General features: G+C 69.1%; 31 protein-coding genes and 7 pseudogenes. 18 read left to right on the top strand and 20 right to left on the bottom strand.

Annotation, left to right across the window (positions count from 1 at the left end):
* Positions 1-79: 79 nt before the first annotated feature.
* Positions 80-901, bottom strand: coding sequence for an alpha/beta fold hydrolase (locus tag AB0D04_RS30530; protein ID WP_362709748.1), 822 nt, complete (start codon positions 899-901; stop codon positions 80-82).
* Positions 902-1,859: 958 nt separating this feature from the next.
* Complete coding sequence (locus AB0D04_RS30525; protein WP_362709746.1) at positions 1,860-2,774, bottom strand: helix-turn-helix domain-containing protein; 915 nt, start codon at positions 2,772-2,774, stop codon at positions 1,860-1,862.
* Between AB0D04_RS30525 and AB0D04_RS30520 the strand changes: the two genes are divergently transcribed.
* A complete protein-coding gene (locus tag AB0D04_RS30520; RefSeq protein WP_362709743.1) occupies positions 2,763-3,164 on the top strand; it encodes a hypothetical protein in 402 nt (133 codons plus the stop codon). The two genes, AB0D04_RS30525 and AB0D04_RS30520, sit on opposite strands and share 12 nt — an antisense overlap.
* Before the next feature lie 192 nt (positions 3,165-3,356).
* On the opposite strand, the gene AB0D04_RS30515 is transcribed toward AB0D04_RS30520, so the two are convergent.
* Positions 3,357-3,935: a TetR/AcrR family transcriptional regulator gene (locus tag AB0D04_RS30515; protein WP_362709740.1), complete on the bottom strand. Its 579-nt coding sequence runs from the start codon at positions 3,933-3,935 to the stop codon at positions 3,357-3,359.
* Positions 3,936-4,025: 90 nt separating this feature from the next.
* Here AB0D04_RS30515 and AB0D04_RS30510 point away from each other — a divergent pair, with 90 nt between their 5' ends.
* From AB0D04_RS30510 to AB0D04_RS30485, 6 genes and pseudogenes are all read left to right on the top strand, one after another.
* Positions 4,026-4,472, top strand: coding sequence for a DUF1772 domain-containing protein (locus AB0D04_RS30510; RefSeq protein WP_362709738.1), 447 nt, complete (start codon positions 4,026-4,028; stop codon positions 4,470-4,472).
* A gap of 181 nt (positions 4,473-4,653) precedes the next feature.
* Positions 4,654-5,004, top strand: a complete 351-nt coding sequence (locus AB0D04_RS30505; protein ID WP_362709735.1) for an antibiotic biosynthesis monooxygenase family protein — start codon at positions 4,654-4,656, stop codon at positions 5,002-5,004.
* Between the two features lie 185 nt (positions 5,005-5,189).
* Positions 5,190-5,285 (top strand): annotated as a pseudogene (locus AB0D04_RS30500) (VOC family protein); the annotation flags it as partial.
* Positions 5,286-5,292: 7 nt separating this feature from the next.
* Positions 5,293-5,520 (top strand): annotated as a pseudogene (locus tag AB0D04_RS30495) (transposase); the annotation flags it as partial.
* A pseudogene (locus tag AB0D04_RS30490) lies at positions 5,520-5,732 on the top strand (DUF1772 domain-containing protein); the annotation flags it as partial. The pseudogenes AB0D04_RS30495 and AB0D04_RS30490, both read left to right, overlap by 1 nt.
* A 325-nt stretch (positions 5,733-6,057) precedes the next feature.
* Complete coding sequence (locus AB0D04_RS30485) at positions 6,058-6,483, top strand: DUF4267 domain-containing protein (RefSeq protein WP_362709732.1); 426 nt, start codon at positions 6,058-6,060, stop codon at positions 6,481-6,483.
* A 31-nt stretch (positions 6,484-6,514) separates the two neighbouring features.
* On the opposite strand, the gene AB0D04_RS30480 is transcribed toward AB0D04_RS30485, so the two are convergent.
* Positions 6,515-6,802 carry a hypothetical protein gene (locus tag AB0D04_RS30480; protein WP_362709730.1) on the bottom strand — a complete coding sequence of 96 codons (288 nt, stop codon included), beginning with the start codon at positions 6,800-6,802 and terminating at the stop codon, positions 6,515-6,517.
* A 277-nt stretch (positions 6,803-7,079) separates the two neighbouring features.
* Here AB0D04_RS30480 and AB0D04_RS30475 point away from each other — a divergent pair, with 277 nt between their 5' ends.
* Entirely contained in the window at positions 7,080-7,379 is a 300-nt protein-coding gene (locus AB0D04_RS30475) for a hypothetical protein (protein ID WP_362709729.1), read from the top strand.
* A gap of 409 nt (positions 7,380-7,788) precedes the next feature.
* Here the strand turns inward: AB0D04_RS30475 and AB0D04_RS30470 are convergent, their stop codons facing one another.
* The 5 genes from AB0D04_RS30470 to AB0D04_RS30450 form a co-directional block, all read right to left on the bottom strand.
* Complete coding sequence (locus tag AB0D04_RS30470) at positions 7,789-8,571, bottom strand: DUF6796 family protein (protein ID WP_362709726.1); 783 nt, start codon at positions 8,569-8,571, stop codon at positions 7,789-7,791.
* Positions 8,572-8,657: 86 nt separating this feature from the next.
* Complete coding sequence (locus AB0D04_RS30465; RefSeq protein WP_362709723.1) at positions 8,658-9,173, bottom strand: hypothetical protein; 516 nt, start codon at positions 9,171-9,173, stop codon at positions 8,658-8,660.
* Positions 9,170-9,760, bottom strand: a complete 591-nt coding sequence (locus tag AB0D04_RS30460; RefSeq protein WP_362709721.1) for a hypothetical protein — start codon at positions 9,758-9,760, stop codon at positions 9,170-9,172. The genes AB0D04_RS30465 and AB0D04_RS30460 overlap by 4 nt, the downstream gene beginning before the upstream one ends.
* Before the next feature lie 450 nt (positions 9,761-10,210).
* Complete coding sequence (locus tag AB0D04_RS30455) at positions 10,211-11,095, bottom strand: hypothetical protein (RefSeq protein WP_362709718.1); 885 nt, start codon at positions 11,093-11,095, stop codon at positions 10,211-10,213.
* A gap of 22 nt (positions 11,096-11,117) precedes the next feature.
* Positions 11,118-11,297 carry a hypothetical protein gene (locus tag AB0D04_RS30450; protein ID WP_362709716.1) on the bottom strand — a complete coding sequence of 60 codons (180 nt, stop codon included), beginning with the start codon at positions 11,295-11,297 and terminating at the stop codon, positions 11,118-11,120.
* A gap of 164 nt (positions 11,298-11,461) precedes the next feature.
* Here AB0D04_RS30450 and AB0D04_RS30445 point away from each other — a divergent pair.
* Positions 11,462-11,575, top strand: a pseudogene (locus AB0D04_RS30445) (transposase family protein); the annotation flags it as partial.
* Positions 11,576-11,585: 10 nt separating this feature from the next.
* Entirely contained in the window at positions 11,586-12,062 is a 477-nt protein-coding gene (locus AB0D04_RS30440; protein WP_362709714.1) for a nucleoside-triphosphatase, read from the top strand.
* 407 nt (positions 12,063-12,469) lie between these two features.
* Here the strand turns inward: AB0D04_RS30440 and AB0D04_RS30435 are convergent.
* The 3 genes and pseudogenes from AB0D04_RS30435 to AB0D04_RS30425 all read right to left on the bottom strand — a co-directional run.
* Positions 12,470-12,670, bottom strand: a pseudogene (locus AB0D04_RS30435) (IS3 family transposase); the annotation flags it as partial.
* Between the two features lie 167 nt (positions 12,671-12,837).
* Positions 12,838-13,878, bottom strand: a complete 1,041-nt coding sequence (locus AB0D04_RS30430; RefSeq protein WP_362709711.1) for a hypothetical protein — start codon at positions 13,876-13,878, stop codon at positions 12,838-12,840.
* A 2-nt stretch (positions 13,879-13,880) separates the two neighbouring features.
* The gene (locus AB0D04_RS30425) at positions 13,881-13,973 is read right to left on the bottom strand and encodes a hypothetical protein (protein ID WP_362709709.1); all 93 of its coding nucleotides are present in this window, start codon (positions 13,971-13,973) and stop codon (positions 13,881-13,883) included.
* 76 nt (positions 13,974-14,049) lie between these two features.
* Between AB0D04_RS30425 and AB0D04_RS30420 the strand changes: the two genes are divergently transcribed.
* From AB0D04_RS30420 to AB0D04_RS30410, 3 genes are all read left to right on the top strand, one after another.
* Positions 14,050-14,316, top strand: a complete 267-nt coding sequence (locus AB0D04_RS30420) for a hypothetical protein (protein WP_362709706.1) — start codon at positions 14,050-14,052, stop codon at positions 14,314-14,316.
* Between the two features lie 453 nt (positions 14,317-14,769).
* Complete coding sequence (locus tag AB0D04_RS30415; protein WP_362709703.1) at positions 14,770-15,393, top strand: DUF1963 domain-containing protein; 624 nt, start codon at positions 14,770-14,772, stop codon at positions 15,391-15,393.
* Between the two features lie 182 nt (positions 15,394-15,575).
* Positions 15,576-15,764 carry a hypothetical protein gene (locus AB0D04_RS30410; protein ID WP_362709797.1) on the top strand — a complete coding sequence of 63 codons (189 nt, stop codon included), beginning with the start codon at positions 15,576-15,578 and terminating at the stop codon, positions 15,762-15,764.
* Here AB0D04_RS30410 and AB0D04_RS30405 read toward each other — a convergent pair.
* Complete coding sequence (locus tag AB0D04_RS30405) at positions 15,673-16,170, bottom strand: HNH endonuclease (RefSeq protein WP_362709791.1); 498 nt, start codon at positions 16,168-16,170, stop codon at positions 15,673-15,675. The genes AB0D04_RS30410 and AB0D04_RS30405 overlap by 92 nt on opposite strands.
* Positions 16,171-16,689: 519 nt before the next feature.
* Complete coding sequence (locus AB0D04_RS30400) at positions 16,690-17,055, bottom strand: hypothetical protein (RefSeq protein ID WP_362709700.1); 366 nt, start codon at positions 17,053-17,055, stop codon at positions 16,690-16,692.
* Here AB0D04_RS30400 and AB0D04_RS30395 point away from each other — a divergent pair.
* Together AB0D04_RS30395 and AB0D04_RS30390 are read left to right on the top strand one after the other, a co-directional pair.
* Entirely contained in the window at positions 17,054-17,317 is a 264-nt protein-coding gene (locus AB0D04_RS30395) for a hypothetical protein (protein ID WP_362709698.1), read from the top strand. The two genes, AB0D04_RS30400 and AB0D04_RS30395, sit on opposite strands and share 2 nt — an antisense overlap.
* A 9-nt stretch (positions 17,318-17,326) precedes the next feature.
* Positions 17,327-19,027, top strand: coding sequence for an immunity 49 family protein (locus AB0D04_RS30390; protein WP_362709696.1), 1,701 nt, complete (start codon positions 17,327-17,329; stop codon positions 19,025-19,027).
* A 24-nt stretch (positions 19,028-19,051) separates the two neighbouring features.
* Here the strand turns inward: AB0D04_RS30390 and AB0D04_RS30385 are convergent.
* From AB0D04_RS30385 to AB0D04_RS30360, 6 genes and pseudogenes are all read right to left on the bottom strand, one after another.
* A pseudogene (locus tag AB0D04_RS30385) lies at positions 19,052-19,336 on the bottom strand (IS982 family transposase); the annotation flags it as partial.
* A gap of 88 nt (positions 19,337-19,424) precedes the next feature.
* Entirely contained in the window at positions 19,425-19,913 is a 489-nt protein-coding gene (locus AB0D04_RS30380) for a DUF6415 family natural product biosynthesis protein (RefSeq protein WP_362709788.1), read from the bottom strand.
* 187 nt (positions 19,914-20,100) lie between these two features.
* Complete coding sequence (locus AB0D04_RS30375; protein WP_362709694.1) at positions 20,101-20,292, bottom strand: hypothetical protein; 192 nt, start codon at positions 20,290-20,292, stop codon at positions 20,101-20,103.
* Positions 20,293-20,330: 38 nt separating this feature from the next.
* On the bottom strand, positions 20,331-20,516 hold the full coding sequence (locus tag AB0D04_RS30370; protein ID WP_362709785.1) for an SDR family oxidoreductase: 186 nt from the start codon (positions 20,514-20,516) through the stop codon (positions 20,331-20,333).
* Between the two features lie 205 nt (positions 20,517-20,721).
* Positions 20,722-22,569 carry an FG-GAP-like repeat-containing protein gene (locus tag AB0D04_RS30365; protein WP_362709692.1) on the bottom strand — a complete coding sequence of 616 codons (1,848 nt, stop codon included), beginning with the start codon at positions 22,567-22,569 and terminating at the stop codon, positions 20,722-20,724.
* Between the two features lie 67 nt (positions 22,570-22,636).
* Positions 22,637-23,356: a hypothetical protein gene (locus tag AB0D04_RS30360; RefSeq protein ID WP_362709690.1), complete on the bottom strand. Its 720-nt coding sequence runs from the start codon at positions 23,354-23,356 to the stop codon at positions 22,637-22,639.
* A 413-nt stretch (positions 23,357-23,769) separates the two neighbouring features.
* On the opposite strand from AB0D04_RS30360, the gene AB0D04_RS30355 reads away from it, so the two are divergent.
* From AB0D04_RS30355 to AB0D04_RS30345, 3 genes and pseudogenes are all read left to right on the top strand, one after another.
* On the top strand, positions 23,770-24,870 hold the full coding sequence (locus tag AB0D04_RS30355; protein WP_362709689.1) for a hypothetical protein: 1,101 nt from the start codon (positions 23,770-23,772) through the stop codon (positions 24,868-24,870).
* Between the two features lie 45 nt (positions 24,871-24,915).
* Complete coding sequence (locus tag AB0D04_RS30350; RefSeq protein ID WP_362709687.1) at positions 24,916-25,398, top strand: hypothetical protein; 483 nt, start codon at positions 24,916-24,918, stop codon at positions 25,396-25,398.
* 30 nt (positions 25,399-25,428) lie between these two features.
* Positions 25,429-26,235, top strand: a pseudogene (locus tag AB0D04_RS30345) (hypothetical protein); the annotation flags it as partial.

Below are 26,235 nucleotides of genomic sequence, written 5' to 3'. Positions count from 1 at the left end.
TCGCTGCCGAGCAGGCGAACACCGTCGAGGTCCCGCGCAAAGCCGCGCTTCAGCCAGTCGCTTCGCTCGGTTGCCGCACTCAGCCGACGCAGTGCGGCTGGAAGCCCGGGTCGGCCGGGCCCTTGCGGCCCAGGGCGTTCTCCACCCACTGCGCGACGACCGGGTCCTTCGTGGCCTGGTCGTGCTCGGTCGTGTCGAGCGGGCAGTTGTCCTGCAGGAGGACGTTGGTGACATGGTCCGCCGGGCCGCTCAGGAACGAGCTGGTGTAGGGGACGACGACCTCGTCGTACTTGGTGGCGAGCTGCGTGTACTCCGGGCCCGTGGGTGTCTCGGGATCGGCGTTGAGCTTCTTGAGCAGGTCGGAGCCGGCGGTCTGGTCCACGCAGGACGGGCAGACGGTGGCTCCGGCCACCAGGGCCAGCGGGTTCGAGGTGCCGTGGTTGGACGGCACGATGCCGACGAGGTCGTCCACCTTGGTCGCACCGCCGAGGAACTTGATGTAGTACCGCGGCATCATCCCGCCCTGGCTGTGCCCGACGAGGTCCGCCTTCTTCGCGCCGGTCGACCCGAGTACGGCGTTCACGAAGTCACGCAGCTCGGCCGCCGAGTCGGCGATCGGGTCGGTGGCGGCATGCCCGTAATTGAAGGCGAACACGCAATAGCCGTCTTCCGCGAGCTTCGGTGACAGCGTGGCCCAGTTCTCGGCCATGGTCTTGAAGGTGCCGTTGACCAGGACAACCGGCTCGGGGTGCGCCGAGCTGGGCTTGCACGACCAGTCGTTGGCGCCCGCCGGGGAGATATCGGTGACGTCGGCATGAGCCGTGGCGGTGAGGCCCATCATGCCCAGGGCCGCTGCGGCGGTGGCAGCGGTCAAAATCTGGAGGCGGGTGCGCAGACGCATGGCTTGAACCTTTCTCGCTCCGGTCCGCAGGTCGAACCAGGGTCGACATTGTCGAACCGTAAGCGGAATGGTTACTTCCTGGTCAGTAGCCGTCAAGGCCTCTGGCACCCGCGGGATGTCACATCGCCGAACCCTTGTGATCACGGCTCATGGCATGTGGCGCGCGCATGAACAAGGTAATGATCAAGCCACTGGGCAGGTCGGTGATCAAGGCGACGAACAAGCCGGCTCGCGAGCTGGCTCTGAAGCGCCAACCGCCTGGTTCCAGGTCGCGTGGACGGCCATCGAGCCCTCCATGCCGCCGGTGTGCGGGCGGCTCTCGTCCGCCCTCCTCGCCGGGGTGGCGGCGAGGGAAGGTCCTCGGGTAGGACGGCAATAGCTGGTTGCCCGTGCGCTGCCAGTCACCGGGCGGAGCGTGGCCGGCGCGCATCGGGTAGCTGTGGCTGCTGGTCGTGATGGTGAATCCGTCATCGCCGCGCCCGGTGCGGCATCGCTTCCCAGGGCGCGCTGTCGATCAGCTGCCGTTCGGGACGTCCGCAGTGATGGGCGGAGCAACAGGGCAGTACTCGGCAGCGTCAATCCGGAGCGCTCCGCAAACACCCACAGGTCCCCCGCCGCCTTCCCCACGACCTCCGCGTGTCGTGCCACGGCGGCACCGAACCCAATGCCGCATCGCTGGCCCGCCGTGCGCCAGTGTCGGGCGAAGGTCGAAGCCGGGCAGGCCAAGGCGCCAGCCGCGCCGTAGCCGTTCGGCCGCCCGACTGCCGCCCGGCCTCACCACGGCTCCATTACGCAGCAGGTCAGAGGCCGGGGTGAGCATCTGGGTATCCGGTGCTGTCCAGCACCGGCCACGAGCCAGGCCCACGGGCGGCAGCAACGGCGCGATCACCGCCCACGCGGCTCAGAAATCTCCCCATCCCTCACAACCGGACCAACGATCCGATGATCGGAAAGACACCTAGACGCCGCCGTCCGGGGCGGACGCCCGGGCCATGCGGCGGAAGGCAGCCCGGTAGGCGCTCGGGCGGTGGCCGGTGTGGCGGGCGAAGAGGGCGGCGAAGGTGCCGGGGTCCTGGTAGCCGACGGCCGCGGCGACGGCGGCGACGGTGCGGTCGGTGGTCTCCAGAAGATGGCGGGCGCGGCGGACCCGGGAGGTCTGCAGGTGGGCCAGCGGGCTGCGTCCGGTCTCTTCGGCGAAGCGGCGCAGCAGCGTGCGGGTGCTGACCCGGAAGGCGTCCGCGAGCGCGGCGAGGTCGTACCGCTCGGCGAGGTTCTGGTCGAGCCGCCGCATGACCCGCTGGGAGAATTCCCGGCCGGGCTGCGGGAGGAGCCGCGGGTCGACGTACAGGGTCTGGGAGGTCCGCGCGTCGTCGACGAGCGCCAACCGTGCGGTGGTGCGGGCCACCCGGGCGCCGTTGTGTCGGCGGATCAGGTCCAGCGCGAAGTCGTACATGGCGCTGAAGGCGGCCGTGGTCGTCACCCCCGTGTCGGTGACCACCAGGTGCTCGGGCCGCACGTCGGCGTCCGGGCAGCGCCTGGCCAGTTCGCCGGCATGCAGCCAGGAGGTGGTGGCCCGGCGCCGGTCGAGGAGCCTGGCCTCGGCGAGCAGGAACGCGCCGACGCAGAGGGAAACGACGGCGGTACCGGCGGCGGCCTGCGCGCGGATCGCCGCGATCTCGGGGGCGAGCCGGGCGAGCCGCACGTCAAGGTCCGTGCCCGGGCGCAGTTCGAAGCCCGGGACCACGAGGACGTCGACCTCGCGCAAGGGACGCACCTCCAGGCTCGCGCCGCCCGAGGCGATGACCCGGCCGCGGGGCGAGACGACCGATACCCGGTAGCGGGGCGCGTCCGGTCCGGCGACATGCCCGGCCATCGTCAACAGGTCGGGGACGCCGAACACTTCGGACGCGAAGCAGTCCGGGTACGCCAGGACCCCGACCCGCAGCGCACCCGGTCCGGCGCCGGGACCCGCACCGTCCTCGCCTACCGCTTCGAGGGCGACCGCTGGTGCACGGGGCAGCGCTTCGCCGCCTACCGCGCGCTGATCGGCGACGCCTTCGACGGGCGCGTCCTCCCGGACAGCGCCGCCAACCCGGCCCCACCGCCCTTCTTCGCCGACCTGGTCAGCACCCCGCACAGCGTCGTCACCGCCCATCTTGTCGACGAGGCCGGCCACCCCACGGTCCGCGCCCGCGACGAGATCCTCGCCTTCCTCACCGACCGCCTGCACCCGCACGGAAACCGACCGCCGCCCGCCACCTGACCGGGCCCGTCTGGCCTTCGCATGGACGCCGGGCATCGCCCACTCGCGGGCTTCCGGGGCGGGTGCCCGTCTGGGGTACGGGGCCCGGCGATCTGCGGCTGCGCCGTGTGGACGCGAGTGACCGGAAGCGATGCCGCAGGCAGGCAGCGACGGGGCCCGAGGGCCCGGCTGCGTGCCCGCCGGGATGGTGTGTCAGACCATGGCGAGCCGGTCCACCAGCAGCTCCACCCTCGGCTCGGCGTCCTCCGGCGGCAGCCGTCCCGCCCGGGTCAGGGTCGCCAGGCCGTGCAGGGACGCCCAGAACACCTCGGTGAACAGCCCCGGGTCGACGCCGTCCCCGGCGACCTCGCCCAGGCTCTCCAGCAGCGCGGCGAAGGCGTCCTTGAGAGGTTCCGGGGTGTCCTCGTCCGCGAAGGCCAGGCCGCCGTCGAGCTGGAACAAGGCGTCGTAGACCGCCGGGTTGCGTGCGGCGAAGTCGAGGTAGGCACGGGCGAGGGCGGCGACCCGCTCGCGCGGGCTGTTCGCGGCGGAGGCCGCGGCCCGCACCGCCACGGCCATCTCGGCGGCGCCCTCGAGGGCGACGGCGCCGATGATCTCGCGTTTGCCGCGGAAGTGGCTGTAGAGGACGGGCTGGCTGTATTCGATGCGCTCGGCGAGCCGGCGGGTGGTGACCGCGTCCCAGCCCTGCTGCTCGGCGAGTTCGCGGGCTGTCGCCACGATGAGGCGCTCGCGCTCGGCCCGTTCGCGCTGCTTGCGTTCCTGTACCGACATGATTCGATCCTAGCATCGCTAGACAGACGAGCGGCAGCAGTACTAGCGTTGCCTCATCAGCTAGCAACACTAGATTCCAAGAGGGTCGTCATGCTCAACGCACTCGAGGTAGTCACCACCGTGGTCGTCGGCGTGATGGTGGGGGTGGAGTTCTCCGTCGCCTTCGTCATCAACCCGATCCTCAACGCACTCCCGGAGGACAGCGGCCAACTCGGCCACGCCCACGGGGGCCGGATGCTCGGCGCCGTGATGCCGGTCTGGTACCTCACTTCGCTCGCCCTTGTCGCGGTCCGGGCCATCGCCGGATGGCACCACCACGGCACCGGCCTCGTCGTCACCGCCGGCGCGCTGCTGATCCTCAGCGTGATCATGTCGCTTCTGCTGCTCGTCCCGATCAACAACCGGAGCAAGACGTGGACCCCTGACAACCGGCCCGCCGACTGGAAGCAGCAGATGAACCGCTGGGACCGCCTCCACTACGTCCGCGTCGCCGTCATCATCGCCGCCTTCGCCCTGCTGGCCGCCGCCCTCACCTGAGCCCGCGGGCTCACCCGCCCTGTCGTCAGCCGCAACCGCTCGGCCGTGCGCCCGAAGTGCGGCACCGCCACCTCCATCTACATCCAGGACCCGGACACCAACACCCTCGAACTCCGCTGGTATCCCCAGGACGCGGGCGCCAGCGACACCCACTGACCGACAGCGAGAGGAAGTGCCGAGAATGGCCAAGCTGCAGAGTCTCGACCCGCACACGCCGATGTTCGCGCAGTTCAAGGCGAAGACCGGGCCCATCGTCCTGGCCAACACCTTCTTCGTCCCGAAGGAGAGGACTGAATCGTTCCTGGCCCTCTTTCGGAGGCAGGCCGAGTTCATGAAGGCTCAGCCGGGATTCGTCTCCCTGCAGATGCACAAGGGAACGGCGGACAGTCAGCTTCTGATGAATGTCGCGGTCTGGGAGTCGACCGAGGCGCTCGCCACGGCATTCGTCAGCCCGGAGTTCCAGCGCATGGCGGCCGAGTTCCCCGACGACATCGTCTCGTACCCGCACATCTTCGAGCAGATCGACGTATGACACGGCAGTTGTAGCCGGAGGAGGGCAGCCGGAGAAGCCCTGCCTTCCCCCGGGCAGTCACGCATCCATGCACCATGCCGGGTCGCCGAGGCCGCCGAGGCCGCCGAGGCCGCCGAGGCCGCCGAGGCCGCCGAGGCCGCCGAGCACCCCACCACGCGTAGCCCCGTCCCCGAAAAGGAGTCACTGTGACCGTGGAACCGAATCACACCATCGTCCCCGCCCGTGACCCGCAAGCCTCGGCGCAGTTCCTGGCCGAAATCCTCGGCCTGAGTGTCGATCCTCCGGTGGCGACGGGGGCACGGCGGGCCGTACGGCGATCTCAACCGGGGCCGCATCGACGTCGACCGGCTGCGTGTGCTGCTGGCCGGGCTGCCACTGCCGCGCTCTCCGGACGGCCGGCTGGTCCTGGCCGTCGACGTGTCACCGTGGCTGCGCTCGGACGCGCCGTGCTCGGCAGAGCGGCTCTTCTGCCACGTCCACGGGCGTAACGGGCGCTCAAGCGACCAGTTCATCCCGGCCTCGTCGTCACCGCCGGCGCGCTGCTGATCCTCAGCGTGATCATGCCGATCCTGCTGCTGGTCCCGATCAACAACCGGGGCGAGACGTGGACCCCTGACAACCGGCCCGCCGACTGGAAGCAGCAGATGAACCGCTGGGACCGCCTCCACCACGTCCGCGTCGTTGTCATCATCGCCGCCTTCGCCCAGCTGGCCGCCCCCCTCGCCTGATACCAAAGCCGCCCCGGCATGCCCTGGTTCACCCCTGTATGTCGACGGCTTTCGCCCCGTCGGGATGAGCCCGACAGGGCTTCGGATTACTGACCCCGCGGGCCGACGCCGCGCCGGTGGCGCACAATCCCCACTCCCCGGGCGGCAGCCGGCCACCGAAATCCCGACATTCGGGAATGCGGCTGCCGCTCAGATCCCACAACTGCGATCCCGACAAACTACGCCCCTCGATCAGCCGCGTCCGCGCGGCCTGATCAGGCCCCACACGACTCAGCAAGCTCCGCGAAGCTCACCAAGCCGACGAAGACTCGCAAGGAGAAGAACAATGTCGCTGAAGAAGATCAACACCGTCCTGGCCGCCGCCTTCATCCTCTTCATCCTCTGGTTCGGGGGGGAGTTCATCCTGAGCCCGGAGACGACGGCGCCGGGCTTCGGCCTGCCGAGCTGGCCGTCCGGCGACGGCGGCGGCTTCCTGATCATCAAGGGAATCCGCGACGTCGTCCTGGCCCTGGTCCTGGGCATCCTGCTGGTGACGGGCCACCGCCGGGCGCTGGGCTGGGTGCTGCTGGTGGAGGCCCTCGCCGCGTACGGCGACATGGCCACCGTGCTGGCCCACCACGGCTCCGTGGCCACCGCGCTCGGCGTCCACGGTCTGACCGCGACACTGATGGTGGTCAACGGCCTGCTGATAATGCGCGAGACCCGCAAGGTCGCGGCCGCTCCGGCAACGCCCGCCCCGCAGCCCGCCTAACGCCACCTTGGCGCGTGTCGGCATTCGCCTGTCAGCGCCCGCCGGGAAAGGCGAGGCGCACGATCTTCTTCCAGTGGGCGGCGACCCGGTCCCGTTTCTCCGGGATGGCGCCGCGCGGCCCCCTGCCCCGATTCTCATAAACGGTCATGTTCCCTGCGTAGAGGCGTACACCGCCAATGTCCGCGACCGCCGTTGGCAGCAGGCTCGCGGCCAGGTAAATGTTGACGGCGCCGACGAGTACGCCCCCGGCCAGCACCACGGCGGTGCCGAAATGACTGCCGAGTTCCCGCCACGACCCGACGCTCTGGCTGTCGTCCACTTGCGAACCCCGTCCTTGAGTTGCTGGGGCGGGTGCAGCATCTTCAAGGTCGAGGCACTCAAGGACGCCGAGAAGGCGATCCAGATCATCAGGGAGCAGGGCGAAGGCACCAGCGCGTCGGCGAAGAACCCCTTCCCGGCGGCGAACTTGCCCACTACTACGTCTTCCGGGAGATCCGGCACGGCCGGAAGCTGATCGAGGTCTCCGACCACTCGGCCGACGGCAAGAGCCACTGGGAGTTCACCGGTGCCCCATCCCTCGGCCCAAGACCTACCCCATGGGCAAGGTCCCGGCAGGCGGCCGGCCCGCGTCCCCCGACGATTCGGCCTGGCCCGGGACCAAGGAACTGCTGCACCAGTTCAACCTGAGCTACACCAAGATGCTGGCCGCCCTCCAGGAGGCATGGGAGGCACCCATCGGCGCCGACCTGGTCTCCGGGGCCGTCGGCCTGATGCGCGACCTGGACAGCCGCGGCTCGGCACTCATCAAGCGCAAGCGCACCGCGGACGGCAAGGAGAACTACGGTCCGGAGTTCCTCTTCGTCGCACACGAGCCGATCAACGACGCCTCCCAGTAGACCCGTTGGGACGTACGCAAGGCCCTCTGCCCGCTCACGGAATGCCGGGCCGGGTCGCTGTCGGCCGGCCGGCATCGGCGGCGCCGTCCGCTTCACTGCCCCGAACGTGGGAGAGCCGCCCTGGTTCGGCTCCATCGACAAGCGCTGAGCCAGTCAGCCACGGCCACGGCCACGGCCACGGCCGAAAGGAAAGACCCCCACCCGGAACGCTACGGGGACAGACGTCCGGCAGATTTTGCGCTGTAGGTCCGGCAGTAGCCCGAGGGCGAACGTCGGCCGGCGGCCGTACACGTCAACGCCGCTGCAATAGCGATTGGCGGCCAAGGCCAAGGGAGTTGATCGGGCGGATGGGACTTCTGGTAGATCATCTTGCGACCCGGCTCGGGCTCGTCCGTGAGTGGCCGGACGGCTACGGGCGCGGCCCGGCGTGATCCTGAGGCGTCGCCGATGCAGCCCTACGACGGTGGGCGTTCCACAGGGTGACGGTGGTCAAGGTGAAGAACAGGAGGTTGCCCAGGCTGAGTTGGGCGCCCTGGAGGGGGACGCCCGCCGGGCCTGGGATGCCCTTGGCGAGGAGTTGGCCGATGAGGACGCAGACGACGGGAGTGGTGGCGCACATCCAGCGGGGGAAGGAGGTGGTGTCGCGCAGAATGGCGACGGCCATCCAGAGGGAGGCGGTGAGCCAGCAGGCCAGGAGGAGTGCGTAGGGGATGAAGAGGACGGTGGCGAAGTCGCCGGGGAGGGCGATGAGGGCGGGGGAGGCTCCGCCGGAGGCGTGGACGGCCTTGGCCGCCTGGCCCCAGTAGTAGAAGGAGCCGTGGACGAAGGGGGCGAGGACGAAGCCGGTGGCCAGGAGGAGGAACGGGGGGAGGGAGAGGAGACGGCGGGCCGGGCGCAGGCCGCGGTACAGGTGCCAGCAGGCGACGAGGTAGAGCGGGCCGGTCAGCACGCCGAGCAGGGCGCCCCAGGCCAGGCGGGTGGTGGAGGCGGACAGCATCGCGGCGAGGGAGTCGCCGGTGACGCCACCGTAGGCGCCCAGGATCGGGTAGCGGTCCGGGGACGCCATGGGCTTGCCCAGCAGGAGGATGTCGCCGATGAGCCAGGCGATGGAGGCCAGGATTCCGCAGACTCCCGCGAGACGTACCGCGCGTGTCGATGTGGCCTGGGCGTCTCGGGAGTTGGTGTGGTGCATTGCCTGTTGCGCATGGTGCGTTGGCTGGGACGGCATGTGTTCCCCCGGTGGCGTGCAGGATATCTAATTAGGTGAGCCTAAGCTAACTAATCTCGAGGGGTTGGGGAAACGACCTCTTCGAGGAGGATCAGCAGCCGCGGCCCGATCGCGTCCGGGCCGGCGTCGATGCCGAGTTCGTCCGCGACACACACGCGGCGCCTGCCTTCCATGCCGAGCCGGATCAGGGCGTCGTGGATATCGGCGATGTCGGCGCAGCAGGTGACGCCCGGCAGGCCGCGTGTCCAGGGGTGGGAGATCCGCTTGGTGTCGATGATGTACGCGAGCGAGCCGCGGTGGAGCATCTGGCAGGTGATGCAGCGCAGGGTCACCGACTTGCCGCCGCCGGTGGAGGCATTGACCAGGATGTGCGGCGACTCGGCATCCAGGTCCACGCCGACGACCTTGCCGCCGCTGCCGATCCCGATGACCGGCGCGGACTCCGGCGCCTTCGCCACCAGCTCCCGCACCGAGGGGTCCGTGAACGCGGCCTTCTTCGGCAGGCGGCGGGTCTTCTTCACCAGGACGTACGGCTTGCGCCCGGCCGGGTACCAGGAGAACGTCACGCCCTCCAGGCGAGTTCTTGGGTGATGAGGTCGGCGACCAGATCGCGGGAGAACCGCAGGTGCACCGGCAGGTCGACGCGTATCTGCGCGTCGTCGTCGCTGAAGTTCTTCGGGACGTGGAGGTAGCGGCGCGACGCGGTCTGTTCCGCGATCCCGAGCGGGACGGCGAGCGCTTGGTGCAGCGGGCCGACCCACTCGCGCATCAGCTCCCGCCGGCCGCGCCCGAGGATCCCGTACGCCAAGCCGCCCGCACCCGCGACGGAGACGGCGCCGATGCCACCGGTGTGGAGGGCCCGGAGCATCGCGCCCTGATCCTCCCAGAGGGCTTGGACGGTCCGGACGGTGGTGCCCGGGTGCCGCCCGCCCAGGCAGGCACCCTCGGTGGCCGCGCCCAGGAAGCTCATCCGGACGGTCAGACGCTTCCACCCTGCCCGGTACGAGGACCGGACCACCCGGCCCTCGGCCTTCGGCAGGACACGGGTACCGGAGCGCCAGAACGTCGCACCGGTCCGCTTCACGCCGTCCATGTCACGGCCGGCCAGAAACCGTCCGACGCCGAACGCCACGGATTCGGCGGTCTCCTCCACCTGCTTGTCGAACCTCGTCCGTCCCCTCGACCGTGCCCCTTCGGTGCGCGTCCAGGCACCTCACACCCGGAAGCGGACACCGACGCAAAAACGGCGGACCTGCGGACCTGCGGACAGATTCTGGTCGCGGAGCAGATCAGGGGATATCGCCAGACCAGAATCGGCCGGGGTGGCCGGGATTCCTCCCCGGCGGCGCAGCAGCAGGCAAGCAGTGACCCGTGCCGAGTTCACGAAGGGACCCGGCCAAGAGGCGGAGACAAGGGGAAAATCGGCGCGGAGGCGGTGGGAGGTGTGCTGAGTACCGCTCAGCTCCGGCAGCACAAGCGGATCTTCAGGTGCTCGACTGCGACTCGGGTGGCAATGCGGTCAGTGTGCGGGCCGGAAGCCGTAGGCACGCCCGCGCGTAGGGCCCCGTCCTGGAAGTGGCGGGACCCCACAGCCGTTCGGTGTCTACCGGTTGCGGCGGCGTCCGGCGGTGTACCCGGCTGCGGCGGCCAGCACGGCGGTTCCTGCGGCCGAGGCCGCCAGGACGGCGGCGCTCGGGCCGTCCTCGTCACGGGAGCGGGAGGTGTCGGCGGCTTGCGCCTGGTGCTTGTGCTTGGGGTGGGCACAGGCGGTCTCGTGGCCGGGGTAGACCTTCACCGTCGTGCGTCCTCCGTCGTCGAGGTCGTGGGCGGTGACGTCAGGGCCGGTGAGTTCGACGGCGTAGGTACCGGGCTTGATGTCGCAGCGCAGGGTGCCCGTGCCGGCGAAGCCGGCCTTCCCTTCCTTCAGCGTGACCGGCTTGGTGAAGGCGTTGGAGTCGACGATGAGGGGACTGTCGTCGCTGTGGACGGCGAAGCCCTCCACTCCGGTGCTGAGGTCGACCTTGCTGCCGGGGTGGATGCTTGAGGGATCGTCCGGGTCGCTGCCGTGCGAGGTGACACCGACGACGGTGTCGGGGCCGCCGCTCCGTGTCGTGGTGCAGGACCCGTCGCGGGAGGAGTCGACCTTGATCTTCGTGTGGGCGGGTTTCTTCGCCTTCTGGCTGACGACGCGGACGTCGTAGCTGCCCGGTTTGATGTCGCACCTGATCACCGCTGTGGTGGAGTCGCCGGGCTTGAGGTTGATGAAGTCGCCGAACGCATCCGAGGTGAGGGTGATGTCGCCGTGGCTGTCGGCGAAACGGCTCAGGGAGGCGCCCGCAGTGATCTCGACGCCGCTTCCCCGTCCGAGAGCGTCACCGATCGCGGTGACGGACAGGCCGGAGCCGTCGGCGGCGGATGCCAGGGGGGCGGCGGCGAGAGTGAGGGCGGCTGCAGTCAGACCGGTTGCTGCTGCGCGCAGAGAGATCATGTACGGCTCACCTTTCGTGGGGTCATTTGACCTTGGCGGGCATGAGCATGCATTCGCGTCCGAGGCGGGTGGTGGTGTCGGCGTGGAGGGTGGTTTCGCCGTTGGACCAGCCCACGATGAGGTCGCCGGTCCACGCCGCCACGCCGGAGCCCGGAGCCCGGGGGCCGTCGACGGCGCCGGGGCGGCGGAGGCGGCCAGGCATGCCATCGCCATGGTTGTCTTACGTAGAGCCGGGAAACCCACTGATCCTATGTTTCTGTGACATTCCAGGTGCCCGACGGTGCCGCGATGCGTCGGCATGGGAAGAGACGGAAGATTCCGCGAATGCGTTGCGCACCAAGTCATCGCGTTCTATAAGCCATCGCCATGGAAGACCGGATGCTGCTGGTGACCGCGTACTGGCACACCAACCTCACCATGCGCCAACTGGCTCCGCTTTTCGGGGTTTCGAAGTCCGCATGGGCCGGACGCGTCATCGAGGCGATCGACGGTGCGGTCCCCGTGGGTACAGTTGGCTACCGTTGTCCGCCGGTTGGCCGCGCCCCTGCGCACCCGTAGCACTGTCGGCTTCACCACGGAGGAGATCCGGCAAGGCGGCACCCGGGTCGGTTTCGCGCTGGAAACACTGAAGGGCGGTCCGCGAGCCGTACTCCCCCACGTCGACTTCCCGGGTCCACCGCGGGTGGGTCGATACGGCATCGATCCAAGCGTCATGCAGCGGCTCGCACTGCCGCCGCTCAAGGCAGCGGCAGCCGATCCGGTCCCTGGGGAGCTCGGGCGTATGGAGCTGGCGTGCACCGCGTTCCCGGACACGGCCCGGTGCCTGTTCGAGTCCGACATCGACATCGTCGCCACGGTCCACGCGAAGAGTGACCCATTCACCGACGCCCTCAAGCAGCGCGCCGACATCGAAATCTTCCAGGTGACCCGGGCGAACCGGGTCTCGTACGCAGTTCCTCGTCGGTGAAGGACACGTTCAGGGGCGGCGTGCGGGAGTGATAGCCGGTTGGTATCGGCCGAGCCTCCGGTAGCGCCAGGCCGCGATACCCCAGCACGTTCCGAAGAGCAGCCAGTACGGCGACCACAGCAGGAGGTCCCCATGTGCTGGGAAGCGCGCGAGGCCTCGTGGGCGGGCGGTACGGAAGCCCGGCCGGCCAGCAGGCTCAGGTCACCGGCGACTCCGTAGCCCAGCAGACCGACCGCGCGCGCCACCATGAACGCGCACCCCGCCCAGGAGCCGACGAGCAGCACCCCGCGGCGGAATCTTCCGTGCGGTTTGGTGCCCGGCGCGTTCGCGGTGAAGTCGCGGCCGGGCAGGTCGGTTGCGGGCACGGCCTTCTTCGCCTGCCGCGTCAGGCCGCGGCGCCTGCGCCGGGTGACCCCGCAGATGCCCCGTTCGCTCATGATCCGCTCAACCCGCTTGCGGTTCACACGTCTTCCCAGCCGCCGCAGTTCCGCGTGGATGCGCGGGGCACCGTACGTTTTCTTCGACGCCACATGCAGCACAGCGATCTCGTGGGCGAGGGCGTTTTCGGCCGCCTGCCGGGCGGCCCGGTCTTCGCGGTGTCCCGCCACGCGCAGAAGAGGAGCGGGCCACGTTCAACAGCCGGCACAGGAAAGCAACGCCGTGGGCTGGCACCTCCGGGGCACCACCCAGGCGCAGTTCTGGGGGGAGGTAGCTGGGTGAGAGGTCTCCCCCGGCGCGCACCCGCCCCCACGTGTACCGGCCCCGCGGCATCCCCCTACGGGGTAATGTCCCGCAGGTGGAGATCTTGGAACTGACCTCTCTGGAACGCCGCCTGTGTCAGGCATTCCCCCGCGGTGAACCGATCGACCTCCGCCAGTCCCAGGACGAGAACCCCGAACAACCCGGCACCTGGGGTCCCGAGCGCACGGTCCGTGCCGAGGTCATCCGCACCCTCCTCCTCGGCGACCCGTCCGAACTCGGCGAGGTGCCCGCCCTCCGCCTCACTGGCGCCCGGATCACCGGCCTCTTGAACCTCCAGCACGCAGAGATACCCCACCCCCTCCGCCTCACCGCCTGCCACTTCGAGCACCCCCCGGACTTCCACGGAGCGCAGACCCGCCGGCTCGACCTCAGCGCGTCCTGCCTCCCCGCCCTCATGGCCACCGCCATACGCGTCGATGACGAAATCCGGCTCACCGACTGCCGTATCCCCGGGAGCGTCCAGCTGGGCAGCGCCCAGGTCTCCGGCGGAATCTTCCTCGACCGCGCCCGCCTCGGCACCGACGGCGGCTGCGTCCTCCAGCTCAGCCAAGCCTCCGTCGGCAACGACATCTGGGCACCCGAACTGGTGGCTCACGGCGAGATCTGCCTCGGAGCCGCCCGGATAGAGGGCGCTCTTGATCTCGAAGACGCCCACATCAAGAACGAGGCAGGTGACGCCCTCAACGCCGCCCACCTCACGGTCGGGACCAGACTCAACGCGGGCGGTCTCAAGGCCGAAGGCCGCGTCAGACTCACCGCTGCCAAGGTCACCGGCTGGCTCACCTTCATCGAGGCTCAGCTCCGCAACCCGGGCGGTGTCGCACTGGGTATCAGTAGCTGTGAGGCAGCAGGGTTCTCGCTCTGGGACGCGGTCCCGGTCTCCGGCGACGTCAAAATGCACTACGCCAATTTCAAGGTCATCCACGCCAAGCCCCAGGTCTGGCCCGCCACGGTACGTCTGGAGGGCCTGACGTACGACAGCCTCGCCCCGCGCCTGCCGGCCGCACAACGACTCGCCCTGCTTGAGCGAGACGAAGACGGCTTCGTGCCGCACGCCTACGAGCAACTCGCGGCCTCGTACCGCCGCGTCGGTGACGACGCCGAAGCCCGTGCAGTCCAACTCGCCAAGCAACGCCGACACCGGACCACACTGCCCTGGTACGGCAAGCTCTGGGGCTACCTCCAGGACGCCACCGTCGGCTACGGTTTCCACCCCACTCGGGCCATGGCCTGGCTCCTGACCCTGCTACTCCTTGGCGCAGTCGCCTACGGACTGAACCACCCGCCCCCGGCCGAGCGCGGCAAAGGCCCGGACTTCAACGCCGTCGTCTATGCCCTCGACCTTCTCCTGCCCATCATCGACTTCGGCCAGGAGAAGGCCTTCACCCCCACCGGCCTCTACCAATGGCTGTCCTATCTCCTGATCGCAGCAGGTTGGATCCTCGCCACGACCATCGCCGCCGGAGTGACCCGCAACCTCAACCGCCAATAACGGTGTCGTGCAGCCGGACGTCCAGCGCCTGACTTCCACCCTCGTCATTAAGCTGTCGACGACCGCCCGCTTTCGGAGTAGCCATTCCTCGGGCGCTGCTGTAGCACCCATCATCGCCGGGCCTCGGGTCATTGTCGTCGCGCGGGTCACGCAGCGGACGCAGCCCCAGCACCGCAGGCCGGACAGCCTCGGCAGGAATACCACATGCCCGGTATGACGCCCTCCGCCAGCTGTGACGGCACACGTAGCCTGTCGCCCGTGACCCGTCATACGCCTCCCCGCCCCCTGGACGTCGAGCAGCTGTTCCCAGAGGTTGCCCCGCTTCGGAGGCAGGCAGTACGGATGCACCCTCGCGCGGGCAATCCGACGTGGCGGGAAAGTTCGATGGGCGGGCCGCTGTTGTGGCCCGAGCAGGAGCCCTGGCCCGTGTGTCCGGAGCACCAGGGGTCGCCGATGGTGCCGGTCATCCAGCTCTACGCTGCCGATGCCCTGGGCCTCGTGCCGTTTCCACCTGGACGTGACCTGCTGCAGGTCCTCTGGTGCCCTCGGAGCCACGACGGCCGATGGGTCATTCCTGAGGTGCACTGGCGCAATGCAGAGGCGGTCGGGAACATCTGCGAAGCACCGCCAGTACCCGTCGAGGTTTGCTTCGGACGTGTACCGAAGCCATGCGTGGTCCATCCAGAGCTGGTCACGGAGTACCCGAGCTGGGATCTGCCCTACGTACTCTGGGACGCATTGGAGCGGCGTTTCGAGCAGGTGGAAACGGAGACAGGGTGGGATTACCAGTACCACCTGTCCACCGCTCCGGGGACCAAGCTGGGCGGGTACCCCGGCTGGTGCCAGGACCCGCAGTGGCCGGACTGCTCAGGGTGCGGAAAGCCAATGGAACATCTGCTGACGGTAGAGAGCACCGAGGCGGATGCCGCGTCCCGGCTGGCCTGGACTCCCCTTGAGGATCAAGGCGCCCGGTACGAAGGCGCCAACCTGATGCTGGGTGACATGGGTGGCGTCTACCTCTTCGAATGCCGAACCTGCCCTGACCGCCCGTACAGAGACCGTTTCGACTGCTCCTGAACGAGCAACCAGACCAAGACGGTCGCCTGTCGGACGAGTGTGAGCACGCCGCGGCTATCCGCAGCGCCGGGAATATCGCACGGTGGGAATGCCGCTCCCCGCCAGCTGGCGCCTCGAGGTGGACCGCCGAACGCCGTGAGCAGTACGCCAACGACCCCGAGGCCGACCGCTCTCCGGTCGCCGTGAGCCTCGGCCCCAACCGCGCCAAGGGCGACGAGGACCCCGCCGAATGGATGCCGCCTGCCAAGGACGCCACCTGCACCTACGCCACCGACCGGGTCACCGCCAAACTCCGCTGGAAGTTGACCGCGGACCACGCCGAGACCAAAGTGCTGCGCTCACTGCGGCCGACTGCGGGGATGCGACAGTGACTCTCCGGGACAGCCGGCCACGAGCCTCCTCCACGCTGACCCTGCGCGCTGAGGAGGGGCGGTCGTTGTTGCAGAACGCGTGACAGCAGGTCACGTTGTCAAGGGTGTCACTGCCGCCGTCAGCGATCGGCACAATGTGATCGACCTCGGGACGGCGCGGATCATATCGGCGGTGATGCTGGAGTACCGGGGTCAGGCAGTGCGCGCAGATCCACCCGTCGCGTTCGAAGATCTCGTCCCGCGTGTACTTGTCCCGGGGGCGCGATCGTATGCGCTGTCCACGGCGTTCGTGGTGGTTGGGACCTCGCAAGACGCGGAGTAGTTTGAGCTGCTCGCCGTCCAGCTGCCCCAGGCACCGCCGGTCGAGGATGGCGAAAAGCCTTCCCTTGTGCTCCGTCCGATCCATCGGTCCGTCTACGGCTTCGAGGGCGGCGAGGGCTTGAGCGGGGTCGTCGTAGCCAGGCGGGGACACGTCAGCCACGCCGTGCCAGGGATGTCGGCGGCCGCACCTCCTGCCGCGCTGGCGTTCCTCGCTCTGCATCCGCTGGAAGCGTTCGGGCCTGGTCATCTCACTCAGCAGCTTCCGCTTGGTCATCTCAGTCTTTCCGATCTCGAACGGTGCCTGAAACTTGATCACTCGCGTGAGGCTTCCGGGGACGCAGAGGCGGATTTCAGGCAACTTCCCGCAGGCCGATCCGAGCTTCGGTTGTCACTTAGAGTGCGCGCGTCGCGGTAAGCGAGCCAGAGCCCAAATTGCTGTAGAACACTGCTCCTCGTCACGTACAGAGCCACGACGTCGAGGTTCTGGCTGAGGCGATTGACCAGTCCGTGGGCTTGGACGGCGTAGCCGCCGGTGATGACCAGGGGTAGGGGCTGCCGATGGCGAGGACATCGGCCAGGAGCCGGCGGTGGAGTGCGCTGAGGTTCACGCGGCTGCGGACGTCCCGCTGGTCAGGGTGGGGAAGGCGGCTTCCCACGCCTCGCGGATGTGTCGACTGACCAGCGTGTGCAGCACTGGCCACGGTGAGACCAGCAGGCGCTGGTCGAGGAGGGAGGTCAGGTCGTCGCGCTGGCCCTCGGCCAGGACGGTGCGGTAGTAGCTCATGCGCTGGCGTGGCTGGTCCAGGTTGTAGGTGCGCAGGCCGGACCAGGCGACGTGCAGCGGCAGTTCGATGCGGCCGTGGGTGGGGCCGGTGAGGTCGTCGAGACAGGCCGGCAGGCGGTCGGCGTACCGCCGACGCAGCACGTCGGAGGGGGACGGTGCGGCGGTGGGTGAGGACTGCGAGGCCATGGAGCGATCATCCCCTGCTGAGGCGCTGACGGGTACCGCGGTGGCCTACCCGGCGCGCTCGCCGGCAGCGGGGATGGGGTTCGCCGGCACCCCGGAAGGCCACGCATCCGCCCGCAAGCGCGGCGAGACCGTCGGCGGAGCAGGCGTCACCGACGACCACATGCTCTCCATGTCGTCAGGCAGCGAAGCGTGCCTCGCCGACTCTCCCGGCCACTTCAGGCGTTGCGTGACCAGTGAATCTGAAGGCGTCGTCTCCGCGTAGAGTCGCAGGGTGAATCGAGATGACGCCGTTGGCACGCCGGACGCCTCCGACCCCGAACTGCCGGTGCTGACCGCTGTGCAGGCTGCACGTCTGCGTGCGCTCGCCGCCCCCTATACCCAGGACGGCCACGGCTCCTCCCTGCGCAACCTGGCGCAGATGTGCCGCCACGCTGCGCAGGACCGCTGGCCCGAGCTGGTTGCGGCGCACTTCGCCAGCTTGCGCGAGGCGAGCCAGGGCGGTGAGAGCGCCGAGGAACTGCTGCGCGGGACGCATGCGCGGCTGCTGTCCGTCGAGTCGTTCACCCGGGAGATGGCAGACAGCATGCGCTACGCGCGGGTGGTGGCCGACGGGCTCGTCTTCGCCTACGCCCTCGACGGTCCCACCACCGTACGCATCCTGACCGACGGGGATGTGGCACGCGCCGGGCTGCCGGAGCTGGGCGAGGCGGCGTACGCGAACCTGATGCGCATACCCGTCGAGCACGAGGAAGTGTCCTTCAAGGGGCGGGCGTTGCTGCACTCCGTGTACGGTGACTCCCCGTTCATCGCGAGCAAGGCGCTGTTCCTGTCCGAACTGGCCCGGCGGGTCACCGGCAAGCCGCTCCCGGACGCCGGCGCCCTCGTCGTCGTGCCCACCCGCCACCTGCTGGCATACCACCCGATCGTCGACGGCTCCGTGGCCGACGCCATCAACGACCTGGCCATGTACGCCTTCGGCGCTCACGAGGACGGGCCGGGCTCGCTCTCGCCGCGCGTCTACTGGTGGCACCGGGGCGGCCTGACGTCGCTCACGGTCATCGACCACGACACCCGCATCTTCTCCCTGAAGCCGCCGCCCGAACTGCTCGGCATGATGAAAGGCCTGACCGGCCTGGACCGGGCCGGCCGGCTCGCCTCCCGCGCCGCCACCCGGGCACTGGACGTCGCCGAACTCACGCACACCACAGCCGAGTCGATCGCCGGCCTCGCCCAAGACCCGGCCACACTGCCCGACGCCTTCGCCGCCGCCCTCGCACTTGGCCACGCCCGCTGCGCAGCGGACCCCGACGCAGACCACGTCGACACCTGGGATCCCTGGGCCATTGCCGTGCAGCTCGGCTCCGCGCTGTTCACCGGCGCGCAGCCGCAGGAGTGCTGCCTGGGCGAGGACCTCGTATGGCAGCTGCCCGCCACCCCCGCCGAGCCGCCCGCGGACGCCCGCGCCTGGCTCGACGCCTTCTACCTCGCGGTCGTGTGCCGACAGCCGGACCGGGTCAGCCGGCTGTGCCAGGTGCCGCTGGAGGCACTGCGGCGGGACGACTGTGTCGACGAGTACGTCCTGCAATGGATCGACACTCTGCAGACCTACTGGTCCGAACGTCCCATGGACGACACCGTGGAGAAGCTGATCACCACCGTGAAGATGTCGGAGCCCGAGGTCGTGACCCGTGCCCCGAAGGACTTCGTGAACCTGATCGACTACCAGCCGGTCGCCCTCTTCCATCGCCTGATCACACGCGACCACGACGCCTTCGCCGAGACGCTGGCCGAAGCCCTCGCGCACCACGAGGGGTACTGGGGCGACTCGGCGGCGCCACGCGCCCAGGTGGCGCTCGGTCCACTTGCCATGGCGAGCTTGGCGTACGACTACGGGTTCCCCCTCGAGACCAAGCAGTCGTACCTGCCCAGGTATCTGCTCAACCGCGAACGAATCGAGACGATCCCCGGCTGAAACCGCGAGCAGTCAGTTCATGTGGGCGATCAGGTCCACGGCCTTGCGCAGACGCTTGTTGTAGCCCGACTGCCCGGGCACGTATGGGAAGAGATGTCGCAGATGGGCGCGGGCGTGGCGGATCCACCGCCGTTCGGAGGTGAACCCGAGCAGGGACTGCATCACCGAGAGAGTGACCAGTTCTGCATCGCTGAGCTGGGGCGCGATACCGACGGCGGGCCGGTACAGGGCCAGGTGCGGCGATTCCTTCAGCAGGTCATCGGTCTTCACGTACGGTGCGGTGGCGAGGGAGTCCAGATCTGGCGTCACAACCGGTCTCTGGGCTCCCTCGCCTCATGCCATGCACGGCACCTACCCCTTGGACTCAGTCATCCAGGCGGGCGGCGCCGGCTCCGTGTCAGGCTTCGAGAGGGGGACAGCGGCCTGAGCACGATCGCCGTCGTGCTGAACGGTCAGCGCCAGCAGGGACAGTCCGGCGGTGGTGCCCGGCAGCCACAGCCGCCCCCACCACACGTCGAGGCGTGGCTCCCGGTCGCGGTGCCGGCCCCTCACCGGCCACCCGCCGATGTGCCGTGCAGGTGCCGCTGGAAATGCAGCAGGCACCGGGCGAGGCCCTGCAGGCGATGCGTGGCCGAGACCAGCCTTGGCCGGGCCCGGCCCGGAGCTGGAACTCCGCTCCAGCGATCGACTGACGCCTGGCGCCGTCTCCCGGTCGCTGCTCGTCGATGCGCCCACCGACGTGCTCTTGGGCCTGCTCGACGAGCGGGGCCAAGTGGCCCTTGAGGGCGTCGATCAGCCGGAGGACTTCGTCATACGGCGGGAGCGTGGACTTGGTGCGTAGGGCGGCGGCGATGTCGGCCTGGAGCTGGTCACATCCGTCGCCCATCACAGGTGGGGTGGTGTCGGTGGCGTCCATGGGGCGATTCCTCGAAGACGGGGTGGTCATCACCACCGCCGGGGGCGAGGAGAGGCCGGCCGTGCGCGGCCCCTGGCGGCATGAGAAGAGTCAACCGCCGCGAGGAGAGACAGATCCGCAACCTGCTTGCGAGGTCGCAAACCCCTTGCGGGTCAGATCAGTTGAAGGGCACGCCGGCGCGGCCCGCGAAGGCGCGAACGCCCGGGAGGCTCCGGTCGTGGCGGAGCAGGCCGCCGGCCAGACCCTTGACTGTCCCGCGGCGGATTTCCTGTGGCGCGGCCTGCTCGGCGGCCAGCAGGGCGCGGTAGCACTGCTCGGGCTTGCCCCACTGGTCGAAGCAGCGGGCCACGTCGACCTTTGCCCGCCCGGTGCAGCCCGGAGCTGGGGTCAGCGGCTGGGAGCGTGGAAGCCGCCGTCGGGGCAGAGGATGGAGCCGGTGAAGTAGGTGGACTCGTCGCCGGCGAGGAAGAGGGCGGCGTCGGCGACTTCGCAAGGGCGGCCGAAGCGTCCGAGGAGGGTGCGGTCGGTGACGGCGGCAGCGGCCTGTTCGTCGGCGCGGGGGTGGGCTGTCAGTCATCGGCGAACGCGGCCTTGCCGGACGAGCAGGTGTGCGTCAGCGCCGGCGGGAAGCCCGGACCGCTCCCGGCGAAGCCTGGGAGGAACTCGACGTGCGGCCTCGCAGGCGAAGGCGTGCCAGGCCGCACGTCGGGTCGGAGTGACGGGTTCCGGCACGCCCATGGCGAGTCGCCGGGATGCGGCTGTGGAGGTCCTCCGAGGGTTATCGGGTCCTGAAGCGGCGGAAGAGGTTTCGGGCCACGTACACCCCCGGGCCGCCGAAGCCGACGATGTCGACGCGCCCGTCACCGGTGATGTCGGCGAGGAAGCGGGGGTGGCGGTCGACCCGCCAGCCACCTGCGTCCTCGTTGTGCCCGAACCCGCGGCACACCAGCTGGGCCTGCTCGAACTGGCCGTCGCCGCGGCTGTGCGACACCCAGACCCCCTCGTTGCCGAAGCCGACGATGTCCTGGTTGCCGTCGCCGGTGATGTCGGCGAGGAACCGGAGGTGTTTCCCGCTCGTCCACCCCTGGGCGAGCCCGAAGTCGTTCAGGACGAGCTTTGAGGGCTCGAACGTGCCGTCGCCGCGTCCGCGTGACACGACGACGCCCTGCGGGCCGAACCCGACGATGTCCAGTGCTCCGTCACTGGCGGTCCTGACCAGGAGCCGGGGGTGCTCCTCGACCGAGCTCCACCCCTGGTCGACCCCGAAGTCGTCCAGGACGTACAGGGGGTCGGCGAACGTTCCTTCCTCGTCCTGGAGCGATACCCAGACGCCGTCGTCGTGGCAGCCGACGACGTCGAGCCTGCCGTCACCGGTGGTGTCGGCGAGGAAGCGGGGGTGCTTGTCGGCAAGCCAACCACCCGCCTTCTCGTCGTGGCCGAACGCCCGGAGAACCGGTTCGTCGCCGATCGGTGCGAACTTTCCTTCCTCGTCCTGGAGCGATACCCAGACGCCGTCGTCGTGGCAGCCGACGATGTCCAGCCTGCCGTCACCGGTGGTGTCGGCGAGGAAACGGGGGTGCTTGTCGGCAAGCCAACCACCGGCCTGCTCGCCATGGCCGAACGCCTTGAGGACCGGCTCGCCGCCCGCGGGCGCGAACGTCCCGCCCTCGTCCTGAGGGGACACTCGGACACCGTCGGCGGCAAGCACGACGACATCGGGCTTGCCGCCGCCCGTCGTGTCCGCGAGGGTCCACAGGTCCTCGGGGCTCGCGGAGGGTACGGGTTGGTGCAGGACGCGCTCTTCGTCGTCGAACGTGCCGTCGCCTCTGCTGGACGACGTCACGGCCCCCTCCGCGGGCTTGAGCCCTACGATGTCCGCCCGCCCTTCTCCCGTGGTGTCGGCGAGGAACCGCGCACCGGCCCCGGCCCACCAGCCCGGTTGCCCGCCGGGAGCGCGGGTGGCGCCTTCGCTGTTCCAATTCCCGGCGTCCTCGTCGCTCCCGAACTGCTCCAGGACCAGCAGCATGTTGCTGAAGGAGGGCGTCGCGCCGGGTGCCGGCCGCAGCGCGGTCGAGGGGGCCAGCCGCCAGGACCGGCGGCCGTTCCAGTGACCCAGCGGTGCCCAGCGCAGCACGGGGTCGCTGGTGCGCTCGGGCTCGGCCGGCACGAACCGCCACCGCTGGCTCTCCGCGCTGTCGTCGTGCTCGCGCAGGACGATTCGGGTGTCGTCCGCGCCGGGCTCGTCGAGGTCGAGAACGGCGCCATCGGTCGCGCCCTCGATGAAATAGAGGCCCGCTTCGCCCTCAACGGGGACGACGTGCCACTGCTGGCCCTGATTGCCGTCGGCGGCGTCCCACTGGCGGACGGCGCGGTCCGCGGCGGCGGGGTCGTCGAGCACCTTGCCACTGGCCGCGTTGCGGATCACATATCCGTGGTCGTCCTGTGCTTGCTCGCCTTGCGCGGCCTGCACGGGGGCGAGCTGCCACTGCTCCGGGCTCGGGCCGCCATCAGGGAAGTCGCGGACGACGAGCGCCCCGTCCGCGCTCGGCGCGGCCTCGGCGCCGAGAGGCTTCCCCGTGGCGGCGTTGACGATCTCCAGCTTCAGTTCTTCGATGGGAACGGGCATCGTGGTGCCTCTTCCAGGCGGTGCGGGCGTTGGCTCGGGACGGGTTCGGCGCGACCGTGGCCGCGGATCACGTGAAGACGTGGTGGTACGGGACGTTCCACTCGCTGGGCAGCCGCGGATAGAACGTGTTGATGACCGTCCCGGTGAAGTCCCCGCCCCAGTTGTAGGTGAGACGCACCTCGCTGTCGGCCGTCACCGCGTGGTCCTTGAACCCGAGGATGGCGTCGGGGTGGGTGATCGGCACGAAGGTGATCCCGCCCCACGGCGTCACCGTGACGACCCAGAGCTGGGTGTCCTCGGGCGCGCCGTTCTTCCCGCGCCACTTGTCGCCGACCTTGTCGGGGAGGCCGACCTGGACGGTGTCGGCCGTGCTCTTCGGGGCCTCCTGGTGGACGGTGATGCGCCTGCGCTGCGGCTTCGGCGCGCCGTCGTCGCCGCGCCCGGCGTCGGCTTCGCCCGCACCGGCGGGTTCGGGCGACACCTGACCCGCGGCGCTCTCGATGAAGTACAGCGGTCGCTGCCCGAAGAAGCCGGCGGGGGTGATGTACCAGAGGTGGCCCTGCGCTTCCTTGGTGTCCGGGTCGAGCGCGGTGGCCAGTTCGACCCCCTTGTCGTGGCTCTCCTCCTTCAGGTCGGCGGGCCGCAGGTAGCCGCCATTGAAGGCGTGGACGAGCATGACCGGCCGGTTTTCGAGCAGTGCTGCCACGATTGCGTTGTCGTAGCTGTTCACCGCCACCGGGCCGCCGACCACCAAATTCGCCATTGTCGTGCGTTCTTGGGTGTACATCGCGGAAACCTCACCTGTTCTGAATGTGGAGAACAATACGTCGGGCACTCGGTTCAGTGCTTTATCGCACGGAATTACTGCAGGCTCAATCATCCTCGATCAAGACGACTCTGAAAGCGATTGGATGGCCGAATCAATACCCTCACCCACGTCAACGGCCGAGGCCGCAGCCCTCGCAGGCAGGAATGTCGGAAAGTCATCGATCGGATGATTGGCAGCACTTCAACGTACCGTCGGCTCCTGCGAGTTGAGAACAGTCGCCGAACCTTGACCACCCGATTGGGTGAATGCACGGAGTGACCGTTTGGATGATGGGGACCGCGGTAATTTTCATTGTCGGGACATGCACAAATGCCTGTTACCGCTTTATTATTCACCGAGCGCAGTTCGACCAGATCAGTCGAGGACGGGAAATGCCTTCCAACGCGTACAACCTGGAACGGGCCAAGCGCCAGCCGCTGACGAAGAAGAACCTGCGGGAACTCAACATCGAGCAGACCTGGCAGTCCGTCCTGGACCACCCCAATCTGGTCTACGTCGACGACTACGGTGTGCGGCACAAGCCCGTCGGGTTCTCCGTGAACAAGTCGAGCTTCGGCGCTTTCCCCGGGTCCGCGTTTGAACTGGGCTGGCTCTCCTACATGAACCTCGGGGAGCCGCTGATCGAGGAGCGGCGCAACATCAACCAGCCCCCGCCCGACTCGTTCTCCTCGCGCGCCTACGTCAACCGCAGCCAGACATCCCCGATGACCTTCACCGACTCGGTCGAGTTCACCGTGTCGAACGAGGTCACGTGGTCGCTCCAGGGCGAGGCCCAGCTCACCTTCGGCGGCAGCGTCAGCGCGGAACTCCAGCTCCAACTCCAGAGCCAGCTCCAGCTGGACCTCCAGACGCAGCTCGGGACGGAGCTCCAGAACGGCATGGAGAACAAGGTCACGAACTCCGTAACCAGCGAGAACAGCAAGGACGACATCGGCTCGGACACCGCGAACGGCACCGAGAACGGCGTGGCCAACTCGGTGGCGAACTCCGCGTCGAACTCGGTGACGAGCTCGGCGGCGTTCACGACCACGGGCAGCGCCGCAGGCAGCGCGGAACTCAACGCCCAGTTGATGCTGGGCATCACGGGCTCCGTCGGCGGCACACTGACCACCAGCTGGGCCTCGACCTCGCAGATCTCCGGCGAAGTCCCGCCGGGCTCCCGCGTGGAGACCATTGTCACGCAGCGGCGTACCCGCAAGCAGTACTCGTACGAGATCCCGGTGACCTTCTCCGGGTTGCTCGCGGTGAGGTACGACGTGCCGGTGGCGGTCCTGTCTCCCCCGCAGCCCGGGAACTACCCCGGCCTCGACCAGGTGGTTGCCCGCAGCCTCGGCGACATCGACCTGGCGGGCGGCAACGGCTTCCGTATGAAGGGGCTGGCCGAAGTCGTCTCCGCCCTGGAGGTCCACCACACGATGTTCGACGGCGAGAGCCTGACCGGCAGCGAACGAGAGCTGCACAAGCAGCCTTGACCGGCGGGCGGCACGCCGCCACGACGACGACCAGAGGTGACGACCATGGTGTTCGACAACATCTTCGGCTCCGCAGGCAAGGGCGCGGGGCTCTTCTCAGTGACCACCGACGCCGCCAAACCGCAGCCGGGGGCCGGCGTCGACTTCGAGGACGCCGACGACGACACATACGACGACAAGAGCACGAGCCTGTTCAACAGCGCGATCCACGGGGCTTCCTCCCGCGCAAAGGTCGTACAGGAGCAATCGCCCGAAGCACGGGCCATCCTGGGCTTCCTCGGCTCCTTCATCCAGACCACCCAGGCGTCGGCCGGTGCGCAGGCCCAGTACGCCCAGAATCCCGGCTCGGTGTCCACGGCGGCATCCGCCGGCATGCAGGAGTCGAGTGCGACGGTGACGGAGCACAGCGGCCTTCAAAAGGACGAGGACCTGGAGAGCAAGCCGAAGAAGAGCGATTTCTCCAAGGCCCCCAAGGCCCCCAAGCCGACCGCCGAGGACCCGTCCGCTTCCAACGACAACCGCTCGTAGTAGGCAGTCAGTAACGGTGAAGGGATGGCGATGAGCACTGCCCACTCGGCAACCACAGATGGCGAGGACTCCGCCCCTCCGATCAGCACGGTCGCGGGGACCGGGGACGCGGGGTTCACAGGGGACAACGGGCCTGCCGTTTCGGCCCAGTTGAAACAACCGTACGAGATCGCGGTGGACAGCACCGGCACCCTCTACATCGCCGACTATGGCAACAACCGGGTCCGGAAGATCACGACTGACGGGAAGATCAGCACGGTCGCCGGCACGGGCACCAGGGGCTTCAGCGGTGACTGCGGCCTTGCCGTCTCGGCCCAACTGAACTACCCGCGCGGGGTGGCGGTGGACAGCGCAGGCGCCGTCTACATCGCCGATGCCGGAAACCACCGGGTCCGGAAGATCACGGCCGATGGGAAGATCTGCACGGTCGCGGGCACGGACACCAAGGGCTTCAGCGGTGACGACGGCCCCGCCACCGCCGCCCAGTTGGACGGCCCGTACGCGGTGGCGGTGGACAGCACCGGCGTCCTCTATGTCGCAGATTACAACAACCGCCGAGTTCGGAAGATCACGACTGACGGGATGATCAGCACGGTCGCGGGGACCGGGACCGCGGGATCCGACGGAGACGGCGGTCCAGCGGTTTCGGCCCAGCTGAGCCGCCCGAGGGGAATGGCGGTGGGCCGCGCGGGCGACCTCTACATCGCCGATGCCGGAAACCACCAGGTCCGGAAGATCACGGCCGATGGGAAGATCAGCACGGTCGCCGGCACGGACACCAAGGGCTTCAGCGGTGACGACGGCCCCGCCACCGCCGCCCAGTTGAATGCCCCCTTT

The organism is Streptomyces sp. NPDC048483, from assembly GCF_040651455.1.
GTDB lineage: Bacteria > Actinomycetota > Actinomycetes > Streptomycetales > Streptomycetaceae > Streptomyces.
This window is presented reverse-complemented; position numbering and strand designations above follow the sequence as displayed.